General features: G+C 34.3%; 13 protein-coding genes. 2 read left to right on the forward strand and 11 right to left on the reverse strand.

Annotated elements, in window-relative coordinates; all coding sequences use genetic code 11:
- Positions 1 to 56 precede the first annotated feature (56 nt).
- From FBFL15_RS16980 to FBFL15_RS04865, 5 genes are all read right to left on the reverse strand, one after another.
- On the reverse strand, positions 57 to 179 hold the full coding sequence (locus FBFL15_RS16980) for a hypothetical protein (RefSeq protein ID WP_262493578.1): 123 nt from the start codon (positions 177 to 179) through the stop codon (positions 57 to 59).
- Between the two features lie 620 nt (positions 180 to 799).
- Positions 800 to 2,416 carry a M1 family metallopeptidase gene (locus FBFL15_RS04850; RefSeq protein ID WP_014083535.1) on the reverse strand — a complete coding sequence of 539 codons (1,617 nt, stop codon included), beginning with the start codon at positions 2,414 to 2,416 and terminating at the stop codon, positions 800 to 802.
- Between the two features lie 27 nt (positions 2,417 to 2,443).
- Complete coding sequence (locus FBFL15_RS04855) at positions 2,444 to 3,991, reverse strand: S41 family peptidase (RefSeq protein WP_014083536.1); 1,548 nt, start codon at positions 3,989 to 3,991, stop codon at positions 2,444 to 2,446.
- A gap of 76 nt (positions 3,992 to 4,067) precedes the next feature.
- Positions 4,068 to 4,847 carry a TIGR02757 family protein gene (locus FBFL15_RS04860; RefSeq protein WP_014083537.1) on the reverse strand — a complete coding sequence of 260 codons (780 nt, stop codon included), beginning with the start codon at positions 4,845 to 4,847 and terminating at the stop codon, positions 4,068 to 4,070.
- A 3-nt stretch (positions 4,848 to 4,850) separates the two neighbouring features.
- A complete protein-coding gene (locus tag FBFL15_RS04865; protein ID WP_014083538.1) occupies positions 4,851 to 5,510 on the reverse strand; it encodes an ABC transporter ATP-binding protein in 660 nt (219 codons plus the stop codon).
- Between the two features lie 134 nt (positions 5,511 to 5,644).
- On the opposite strand from FBFL15_RS04865, the gene FBFL15_RS04870 reads away from it, so the two are divergent.
- Together FBFL15_RS04870 and FBFL15_RS04875 are read left to right on the forward strand one after the other, a co-directional pair.
- Positions 5,645 to 5,944 carry a hypothetical protein gene (locus tag FBFL15_RS04870; protein ID WP_014083539.1) on the forward strand — a complete coding sequence of 100 codons (300 nt, stop codon included), beginning with the start codon at positions 5,645 to 5,647 and terminating at the stop codon, positions 5,942 to 5,944.
- The gene (locus FBFL15_RS04875) at positions 5,928 to 6,479 is read left to right on the forward strand and encodes a hypothetical protein (protein WP_014083540.1); all 552 of its coding nucleotides are present in this window, start codon (positions 5,928 to 5,930) and stop codon (positions 6,477 to 6,479) included. Before FBFL15_RS04870 ends, FBFL15_RS04875 begins: the two co-directional genes overlap by 17 nt.
- A gap of 202 nt (positions 6,480 to 6,681) precedes the next feature.
- Here the strand turns inward: FBFL15_RS04875 and FBFL15_RS04880 are convergent, their stop codons facing one another.
- From FBFL15_RS04880 to FBFL15_RS04910, 6 genes are all read right to left on the reverse strand, one after another.
- The gene (locus FBFL15_RS04880) at positions 6,682 to 7,092 is read right to left on the reverse strand and encodes an RrF2 family transcriptional regulator (RefSeq protein WP_014083541.1); all 411 of its coding nucleotides are present in this window, start codon (positions 7,090 to 7,092) and stop codon (positions 6,682 to 6,684) included.
- Between the two features lie 236 nt (positions 7,093 to 7,328).
- Complete coding sequence (locus tag FBFL15_RS04885) at positions 7,329 to 7,862, reverse strand: alpha/beta hydrolase (RefSeq protein ID WP_148267894.1); 534 nt, start codon at positions 7,860 to 7,862, stop codon at positions 7,329 to 7,331.
- Positions 7,855 to 9,036, reverse strand: coding sequence for a trans-sulfuration enzyme family protein (locus tag FBFL15_RS04890; RefSeq protein ID WP_014083543.1), 1,182 nt, complete (start codon positions 9,034 to 9,036; stop codon positions 7,855 to 7,857). The genes FBFL15_RS04885 and FBFL15_RS04890 overlap by 8 nt, the downstream gene beginning before the upstream one ends.
- A 245-nt stretch (positions 9,037 to 9,281) precedes the next feature.
- Positions 9,282 to 9,836, reverse strand: a complete 555-nt coding sequence (locus FBFL15_RS04900; RefSeq protein WP_158309085.1) for a tetratricopeptide repeat protein — start codon at positions 9,834 to 9,836, stop codon at positions 9,282 to 9,284.
- A gap of 70 nt (positions 9,837 to 9,906) precedes the next feature.
- Positions 9,907 to 10,338, reverse strand: coding sequence for an OsmC family protein (locus tag FBFL15_RS04905; RefSeq protein WP_014083545.1), 432 nt, complete (start codon positions 10,336 to 10,338; stop codon positions 9,907 to 9,909).
- 60 nt (positions 10,339 to 10,398) lie between these two features.
- A complete protein-coding gene (locus FBFL15_RS04910) occupies positions 10,399 to 10,863 on the reverse strand; it encodes a pyridoxamine 5'-phosphate oxidase family protein (RefSeq protein ID WP_014083546.1) in 465 nt (154 codons plus the stop codon).
- Between the last annotated feature and the right edge of the window lie 26 nt (positions 10,864 to 10,889).

The following is a 10,889-nucleotide window of genomic DNA, read 5'->3' on the forward strand; positions in this document are numbered from 1 at the left end:
AATTATTTATTGCGAACCGTTATTTACCCACTAAAATTCCAGGCTTAAAATACTCTCTACCTGTCCTGCGATTGGGGCAAAAGGAAATGTGCTGCATTGCGTTGGCTTTGTGCTTTTGTTGCAGCTCTTTTGATTTTGCCGAAGCGTTGCTTTTCGTCTGTCATTCTCAGTTCGTTCATTTTCTGTCGTGTCGGTCTTTTAGGGTGAGGCATAACTAGTAAATATACGAAAGTTCTTGCGTTTTTAACCATCACATATATCCATTGCAAACATAAAACATTTTTTTTATTTCTGAAAACTATTTTTACATTTTTTTGTTCCAATACCATGAGGGAAGTTAGAGATACGAGGTTTGAGGTACGAGGTTTGAGGTTAGAAGTTAGAAATTAGAAGCAAGAGGTTAGAAATTAGAAGCAAGAAGTTAGAAGTAGGAAAACGAAAAATAAGAATTTTGAAAAATCTTTGGTGAGTGGAGACTGACTATTGGAGGTTGCCCGCATGAGGGATAGAGCAAGGCACCATGTGCTCGTGATAGCCCGACGGCAAAAAAAGGAAGCCCCGCCTGAAGGGTTTGGGGCGTGGGGGCTTTCTTTTTTTTGGCGGCATGCCCTTGTGTGGATGGTTCTTTTTTGTTGTAATTATTCAAAAAATCAGTTACGTTGTCTGGCTATGCAACGATTTTTTTTGAAAATTTTTTTCTAAAAAATAACTACGCATTTTTGGAGTATTTTATAAATATATTTGGTATAATTTTGACAAAGATATTGATGAAACGTCCTTGATTTTTATGTGTTTTGATTTAATTGATGTCTATGAAAAAATCTTGTTTGAGGACTTCGATTTCTTGTAAGGCATTGATTTTGTGTTCAAAAAGTTGCCATTCTTTTGTAGGGCAAAGCCTTATTTTGTTGCCTCGAATCATGATATCGATGGGCATGTCAAAAAAATCGACATCGGTAACCCAACGGTATTCTAAATGGGATTGTACTTTTTTGAATTCTAGTTTGGGCAAGTTGGTGTAATGGAGGTATTGATTGAAAATGGGGGTTAGGTCGAGTTTGCTTTCTTGATTGAAAAAAGCGATAACAGCTTCGGTATCAATTATTTGGTGTTTGAAATGTTGGGCATAGTCGTAGAGCATTTTCCACCAGCGTTCGTCGTTGTTGATGACATTTCGGATGGTGTGGAGCATGAGTGCACCTTTGTAATACATATCGCTCGAGCCTTCGTTGGCTACTCCATATTGGCCAATAATGGGTTTGTCTGCTTGTATGTTTTGTGCTAAACCATTGATGTAATATTTTGCTTTTGTAGCTCCATATTTACATTCTAAATATACGGCTTCGGTATAGCACGTAAAGCCTTCGTGTATCCACATATCGGCGACGTCTTTGCTGGTGATGCTGTTGCCAAACCATTCGTGTCCGCTTTCGTGTATGATGATAAAATCGAAAAGTAAACCAAAATTGGTGCTGGATAAATCGGTGCCAAGATAGCCTTTTTTGTATTGGTTTCCGTAGGCCACGGCACTTTGATGTTCCATGCCTAAATAGTTGGTTTCTACTAACTTATAGCCATCTTCTTTGAAAGGGTAGGGGCCAAATTTGGCTTGAAAGCAGTCCATCATGGGTTTTACTTCTTGAAATTGTATTCGGGCTTTGGCTTCGTTTTCTCGGAGTACATAATAATCTAAATCGAGGCCGCCATGTTTGTCGCTAAAATGGATGTAATCGCCTATATATAATGTAATATCGTAGTTGTTTATGGGGTTTTTTACTTCCCAGTTCCATCGTGTAAAACCGTTTTTGAGTTTTTCGCTTCCTTTAAAACGGCCGTTCGACACGCCTACTAGCCCGTCTGGGATGATGAGTTTGATGGTAGCTCCTAAATTGGGTTCGTCTGTTTGCGAGTCTTTGCAAGGATACCATAAGCTTGCTCCTGTTCCTTGTACGGCTACTCCAATAAAATCTTTACCATTTTTGTCTTTTGTAAATACAAACCCACCGTCCCATGGGGCTCTTTTGGCAATTATTGGGTTTCCTGAGTAATAAAAAGCTATTTTTTCGGTATTGCCCATGCTTAATGTTTCGGCAAAATCGATAAATACAGCATTAAATTCACGTTTGTATTCGAGTTTGAACCCTTTGAATTTGATGCTGTCTATTTTCATGTTTTCAAATAAATCTATCTGAATAATATTGGTATTTTCTACTACTTTGAAAGTAATTTCATTTAATCCATACATTTTTTTTTCTTTTGGCAGTACTTTCACCGTAAGGTCGTATCGCATGACATCGAAGCTGGTTCTTTCGGGCCTTAAACCTCCAAATAAGGTGTCTTTTCTGGTAAATGTTTCCTGTGCAAGTGCTATTATACTTGCAGATAAACAGATGGTTAATAAAATTTTTTTAAGCATTTTTTTAAAGTTTGGTTTGTTAATTATTTAGTTTGGTTTTTTTAAATTATTTAAAACCCATTCCATTTCGGGGTCTTTTTTGGAGTAACGGTCTTCGATGGTTGGAATTATAACTTGGTGTGGCATGACTCCTCTGCCCTCTATTGGGGTTTGATGTGCTGCTATACAGGCAATTAAACCAAGGTGCATTTTTAATTTTGAATGTGGTAACATGATTTCGGGCATGATGCCAGCCACAGTGCCATTGGCTGCTCCTCCTGTTTCGTTGCCCACAATTGTGGCTCTTTTGGATTCTTTTAATTCGTTGGAAATCAAGCATGAAGCAGAAAAACTTCCTCCATTGACAAGCACGTAAAGGTAACCTTTAAATGCTTTGCTTTTTGGTTTGTACTGGTTTTGAAACATGTTGTAATAATATTGTCCGTTTGCATTTTTGTGGGTTGATGCCCAAAAATAGCCGAATGTGAATGGGGTTGAAATGATTTTAAGTGTTTTTTGGTACCATTTTTTGCCCGAAAAAACACCGTATTTATACAGACTGAATCGAGAAGTGATGTCTGATTTTTGTAGAAAAACAAAGCTTGAGTCTGCCAAATAGGAGTACAATTCTACAATTTCGGCTAAACTACCGCCTGGATTGTCCCTTAAATCTAATATTAAAGTTTTGGATTTTAATTGTTGTATTTGATCAAAACAATATTGATAACATTTTTTGTAATTTCCATACCTGAATCGGTTGATTTTGAGTACGGCAATGCTACTGTCTTTTTCTAAAAAATGCAAATTTCTAGAAAAATTTTTGGTGTTTGAGTCATAGCCCCACAATTTTTTTGCTTTTTTTGCTACTGTAGTTGTTTTTGGTTGTTTTTCGGTTTTCTTTTTTGTTGTATTGCTTGTGTCTGGTTTTAATCGTTTGACAACACACCATTTGATACTGTCTTGGGACTTTAATTCTAAAAGTAAGCTGTCTTGTAATCCAAATTCAGAGGTGTATAAATCGCCAATTGATTTGCCTAATTTTCGATATTTAAAGGTTTTATTAAAGCCATCTGAGGCAAACCGTTTTTCAAAAACAGCAGCTAAACTGTCTATTTTATGTTTGTTAATACTTAAAATTTCTGATTTTTCGGGTATATTTTTTGATAGGGAATTGTTTTTTACAATATATAGCTTTTGATCAAGATATTCCATTTCCAGTTGAGAGAAAGGCCCTTTTCCTTTTTTGTTTAAAGCAGCTATTTCTTTTTTAGTATATTGTTTTCTGGGAATGCTTAATCCAGAATGTCCTTGTTTAATAGCAGCTACTAACGGGCTCAATTGGGTATATAGTTCGTAAGGAGTTAGGGGTTTTTTGATGGACGTTTTCAGACTGTCAAATTTATAATCTAAATCTTTTTTTGAAATATACCAATACAATTTTGGGTGCATTCTTTGCATTTTTGTATAGGTAAAGTCAATATCTTCTTTTATTTTTTCAATTGATAAAGGCTTGATTAATTGGGCATTGTGCTGCTTGATAGATGAACATCCGCAAAGTTGTATAAGCACAATAAGTCCTAATATTTTTTTACACATAGCTATTTGAAAGTTTTGGTAAACTTAATAAATATTATTTTATGTACAAAAAACTATAAAAATAAATTTAATAAAATTAAAAATTTTCAAATACACCCAAGCCAAACAAAGCAAAATCGTATTTAACGGGGTCGTTTGGGTCTAAAATTTTAAGGTTTTTGTCGAGTTCTGCTAATGCTTTGGCATCATTTTGGGGTCTGGTTAATAAACCGAGTTTGCGGGCCACGTTTCCAGAATGTACATCGAGCGGACAAGAAAGTAGGGAAGGGGATATGCTTTTCCAAATTCCAAAATCAACGCCGCAATTGTCTTGACGAACCATCCATCTTAAAAACATATTGAGGCGTTTTGCAGCAGATTGTTTTGAAGGGTCTGAGATATGTTTTTGGGTTCTGGAAGTATGTGGAATTTCAAAGAATAATTTTTTTAGTAAGGTTATTTTTTCTTGTATATTGTATGTTTTTTGGGTGTCATAAAATACAGATTCAAGTCCATTGTGCTGATTGTAAAGATGTTGCAACCCTTTGATAAATACTATAAAATCATGTCCATTAAAAGTTCTGTGTACAAATTGTTCTAATTTTTTTAAATCTGTTTCATGGTGATTTTTTACAAAATCAAAAGGCGATTGGTCTAACAAATCCATCATTTTTTGGGCATTTTTGATGATCATTTTTCTATTTCCCCATGCTATAGTAGCACTCAAAAAAGCGGCTATTTCTATATCTTCTTTTACAGAAAATTGATGCGGAATAGCAATAGGATCGGATTCAATAAATTGAGGCCGATTGTATAAATGTACTTTTTCGTCCAAAAATTCTTTTAATTCGACTAAATGTAGTTTTTGATGTGCCATTATTTATATGATATTGCCGTCCACCATAGTGAGCTTCCTATCGGCCTTATTTGCCAATTCTTCATTGTGAGTAACAATTACAAATGTTTGTCCGAACTCTTCTCTTAATTTAAAAAAAAGTTGGTGCAAATTCTCGGCCGAAACGGTATCTAAATTCCCTGAAGGCTCGTCTGCAAAAATAATTGCGGGCTTGTTGATGAGCGCCCTTGCCACTGCAACTCGTTGTTGTTCGCCTCCTGAAAGTTCACTTGGTTTGTGGTGTATTCGATGTGAAAGGCCTAAATAATCCAATAATTTTTTGGCAGCTTCTTCTGTTTCTTTTTTGTTTTTTTGTGCTATAAAACCTGGAATACAAACGTTTTCTAATGCCGTAAATTCTGGTAATAATTGATGAAATTGAAAAATAAAACCTAAATTGTTATTCCTAAATTGAGACAGTTTTTTGTCATTTAATGTCAATATATTTTCATTATTGATTATTAATTGGGTGTTTTCATTTATATTTGGCTTGTCTAAGCTGCCTAAAATTTGTAGCAATGTGGTTTTACCAGCCCCAGATGCCCCAACAATTGAAACAATTTCGCCCTTTTGTATATGTATATCAACTCCTTTTAGTACTTGCAGTTGGTCGTAATTTTTTACGATGTTTTTTGCCTGAATCATGATGTTATTTTTCACAAAGAAACAAAAAAAAATACCATATTTAAAATTATTTTCTTGTGCTTATTGTTTTTGGCATCAATTTTGTAAATTGCTTGCCCATAATAGTTTATTTTAACCTTTTTAATTTTATCACAATGAAAAATCAATTGCAATTACCAGTAACTGAAAGTCAAGATGATCATAAATATATGAAATTAATTTTGGGAATTATTTTTGATATTGTCGGAATGTTATCCTATATATTACCTGGTTTGGGCGAATTTACAGATGTAATTTGGGCCCCATTATCTGGAATTATCTTGACAAAAATGTATTATGGTACTACAGGAAAAGTAGCTGGTTTTATTGAATTCATTGAAGAAATCGTACCTGGTATTGATGTTATTCCTACATTTACTTTAACTTGGATATTTGTATATGGTTTTAAAAAATAATGTAGATTTTACCCAAAAGTTGCATCAAATTACGGCACACCGAGCCAGCAGAGACGAAATTGCAGCATTAGTTTTGCTCGATTTGAAACTTTTGAAGGCTACTTTTGAATTTGCTACTGATTTTTCAAATAAAAATCATTTTAAAGGCTATTGGGTTTTAGAGTTGGTTTTGATGCAAAACATCGAGCTGATAATACCATATTTGGATATTTTTTGTAATAATTTAAAAAACATTTCAGTTGATAAAGCTTTAAGACCAGCTGCTAAGATTTGTATGACGTTGGCTTATAATTTAAAAATAAATAAAAAACATCAAAATATTATTATTGAATCGTGTTTTGATTGGTTGATTTCTGATGTTAAAGTAGCAACAAAAGCATATTCCATTCTAGCATTATTTGAATTTGGAAAACAACACCCTTGGATATACCCAGAATTACAAGCCATAATCGAACAAAATTTTGCTACGGAATCCAATGCCTATAAAGCAGTAGCTAAAGAAGTAATGACCAAAATATCCAAAAGCTTGAAGTAATACCAAATATAGCTATAAAATAGTCCAATCTACTTGTTCTTTTTTGCTAAAATGAGTCAAAAAAAAATAGTTCCGTAACCTAGCTATGCAACGATTTTTTTTGAAAATTTTTTCTAAAAAATAACTACGCAGCTTTGGACTATTTTATAAATATATTTGGTATAAATTACAAACAAGTACCCTCTTTTTTTTTGACAAATTATCAAAAGGCAATATCTGCTAAACTATTATTTTCGAGTATCATCAAAGTATTGTCTCTTATTTCAATCATCAATTTTCTTACAGCACAGGTTGTTTCATTTGTACAATCTATACATGGTTCATAAAAATTATGACTAGAGCAAGGAAGTAAAGCAATTGGGCCTTCTAAAATTCGATATACCGATGCCATATTGATGTCTTTGGGGTCTTTTATCAAATAATAGCCACCACCTTTGCCTTTTTTGGCACCCAAAAAACCTGAATGTCTTAATAATAATAATATGCTTTCAAGAAATTTAATCGAAATATTTTCGCTTTTTGCAATTTCAGCAATTTGTACTGGCATTTGATTTTCCTGTCGAGCCAAGAAAGTTAAAGCTTTTATTCCGTATTTTGTTTTTTTTGAAAGCATATTAGGTATTTTTTTTAAATCGTTTGCTATTGATATTAAAAATACAAATTTTTACTTTAATACACAACTTTTTTTATTAATTCTTCGGTTATCATCTGCATGACCTCTTCAGATTTATAACATTCATGCGAACTGTTTTTAACCCAAATTACGCATTAGACTTCGTTATGAAATCTAAAAATACAAGAAAATTAAGTGCTCACGGACTTTTTAAATTTTTAGAATATATTAATATTTTAACATTTTAAAAAGGAGTAAGTGCTTAATTTTGAAGTATTTTTAGATTGTAATAGATTTCTAATGCTTAATTTGGGTTTAATGATATTCGTTGTAAGATTCATTTTGATATACCATGCTGAAATTGGTTTATAAGCGTCATTTTCTCCAAAATACAAATCTATTTTACAGTTTGGTTTGGTTTTTTCATATCGCAAACGTGTGGCAGAAATTGCAATTAAATTTTCAACTTTCAATCCTTTTAATACCGATTTCCAGCCAATCGTACCGCCAATACTAAAGCCTAATATCATAATTTTTTCTGTTTCTAACGTCAATAATGTATTCACTGCATGGTCTATACCATAATCAATAAAATCTTTGTGTTCATTTATTAAAACAGTATTTTTACTTCCTAAAAATTGACAATTATAATAAATTATTTCAAAAAAAGGTTCTAATTTGTCAATATAGGCTTGTAGCCAATTGTTGTTTTCGTCGCCATTTATATCAGATAGGATTACAAGTCTATTGGTATTACATGTATTAGACACGTTCATCCAAAGCCTGCTCCAAATCGGCAATTACATCGGCTACGGTTTCTAATCCTACCGATACTCTTACCAAACCATCGGTAATGCTAACGGCCAGTCGCTCCTCTACAGTTAATTTGCTATGGGTTGTGGAGGCTGGATGGGTAACAATGGTTCGGGTATCGCCCAAATTGGCAGACAATGAACATAATTTTATTTTATCCAAAAAAGCCCGCCCTGCTTCTAGTCCGCCTTTGATTTCAAAAGCCACAATATTGCCTCCTAATCGCATTTGTTTTTGTGCAATTTCATATTGTGGATGTGATGGCAAAAACGGATATTTTACACGATTTACTTGCGGATGTTGTTCTAAAAAGCTGGCTACTTTCATTGCATTTTCGCAATGTTTTTCTACACGAACAGCCAATGTTTCCAAACTTTTTGACAAAACCCAAGCGTTAAACGGCGAAAGCGAAGGCCCCGTATTGCGTGAAAACAAATAAATTTGTCTTATCAAATCGGCTTTACCAACCGTGATGCCTCCCATCACACGTCCTTGTCCATCAATCAATTTGGTTGCAGAATGTATGACTAAATGAGCCCCAAATTGTATAGGATTTTGAATGTAGGGTGTGGCAAAACAGTTGTCTATAATCAAAATAAGGTCGTGTTTTTTGGCAATATTTCCTAATAATTCTAAATCGATAATGTCTATGGCTGGATTTGTAGGTGATTCTGCATATAAAATTTTAGTATTGGGCTGAATCAAACTTTCTATGGTTTCGGGTTTGTTGATATCAAAATAACTGGTTTGGATAGTCCATTTTGGAAAATAAGTTGTAAACAATGCGTGGGTCGATCCAAATACACTTCCTGCCGAAACAATGTGGTCGCCAGCATTGAGCAAGGCCGCAAATGTAGAATAAATTGCTGCCATACCCGTAGCAAAAGCATAGCCCGCTTCGGCACCTTCCATAGCACATATTTTTTCTACAAATTCGGTGGTATTGGGATTGCTAAATCTACTATAAATATTGCGTTGTTTTTCTTCCGTAAACGAAGCCCTCATGTCTTCGGCATCTTCAAATATAAAACTCGATGTAACATACATAGGCACCGAATGCTCTAAATTTTGTGTTCGCTCGGATTGGTTGCGGATGGCTTGGGTTTCAAAACCTAAATTTTCATAATTCATAATATCGCCTCTTTTCCTCAAAAAAAGGAAATTCCTGAAAGAGGTATCAGGGGTTTAGTTGTTTTTTGTAGTTTATTGAGGCTAAATTCTAAATACAATTCACCAATAGAATTAGCCTTTTTTGGGCGTTCCCCAAGGGTCGGGCTATCCGTTTCAATCTTTTTTTGAGGCAGAAAAAGCCTCAAAAAAAGGATTTCCACTGCTATCCCTAACGCATCAACACCGTTAAAAATAGCATTTAACCTTTATTGACAATATTGTGCTATCATATCGACTGCTTTTGGATGTCCTAACAATCTGGCTTTTTCCAAATCTTTGCAACCTTCTTTATTAAATTTCAACGATACAAATACCATCGCTCGCATATAATATGCTTTTGAAGATTCGGGCTTTAAATCTATGGCCTTTGACAAGTCCTCAATCGCTCCTTTCTCATCCTGCAACATGGCCTTGCTAATGGCTCGCATCATATAAAAACCAGGCTGTTTTGCCTTATCCTCTCCTGATTTTTCTAAATCTTCCAAAACTCCCATATGGTCAGACAACTCACTTCTAATGGCAGCCCGAGCATAATAGGTATTAGCATCTTCTTTTAGCTTTAATGCTTTGGTATAATCTGCTTCAGCTCCTTTATAATCTTTCAATTTGCTTTTTGCCATACCTCTATTTACATAAATGGCATCGTTTTTAGGCTCTATTTTCAAGGCTTGATCAAAATCTGCAATTGCTCCTTCAAAATCATTTGCTTTCACTTTTTCGATACCACTTTTATTATACAACAACACTGTCTGAGCATTCATACTAAATGTTGAAAAAAATAAAAATAAGACAGATATTTTTATAAAATTTAAAAAAATCATATTACAATTTTTAAACTCCAATTGGAGTACCATTTACAAACACTTCATATACCACCGTTGCAGTTGGTTCTACTGTTTTTGAAACAGAACAATATTTGTCAAACGACAATTGTGCAGCCCGCCAAGCTTTGTCTGGATCTACTCTTCCTTCCAAAAAAAATTGAACTTTGATGGTTTTAAAGGGGTTGGCCTCTTCAACTGCCTCTCTTGTTCCTTCTACATCGGCTTTAAAAGAAGTGATGTCTTGTCGCTGCTTTTTTAATATCGAAATCATATCTATTCCGCTACATCCAGCCACAGCCATCAATACCAGTTCCATGGGACTTGCTCCCATATCATTACCACCAAAACTAGGTCGTGCATCTACATCTACTACATGACCTCTGTCATTTTTCAATTGAAAATGAAAATTTTCGTTTACTCTTTCTAATGTTACTTTCATATCAGCCCCTCCCTAACCCTCCCAAAAGGGGAGGATGTGAGACTGGAGGGTTAGTCTCTTTTATAGTTGTTTATGATACGTTTGCTTTGCACTTTCTATTTGTTCTTCCGCTGTTATTTCAGGAAACAACACATAACTTGGTGCTTGAATCAAGGCTATTTTTTGCACCTCAATTTCTATTAATTCATGAATGGGAAATTTGTCAGTAAAAAGTGATTTTATGATTCCTGCTTTTGTTTCAAAATCAATATCATTTTTTTCAATTATTCTGGCAATTCCTTTTACTTTATACCCTTTTTGAACAAAAACATCTATAAAACTTACACATACTTTGTTGTGGACTCTGATGTTTCGAACCGAGTTTGGCGAAGCAATATTGGCTATCAACAATGTTTTATCATCTATACAAGTAAACATTTCTTTGGGCGACACATTCGGAAAATGGTCCTCGTCCAAAGTGGCTAACCAACACAAAACACTTTGGTTGATGTATTGTTTTATGGTGCTGTCAATAGTTGTTTTCATGTGTTTTAGAAACCCCTCCCCAGCAC

Source organism: Flavobacterium branchiophilum FL-15, from assembly GCF_000253275.1.
In the GTDB taxonomy this organism is placed as follows: Bacteria; Bacteroidota; Bacteroidia; order Flavobacteriales; family Flavobacteriaceae; genus Flavobacterium; species Flavobacterium branchiophilum.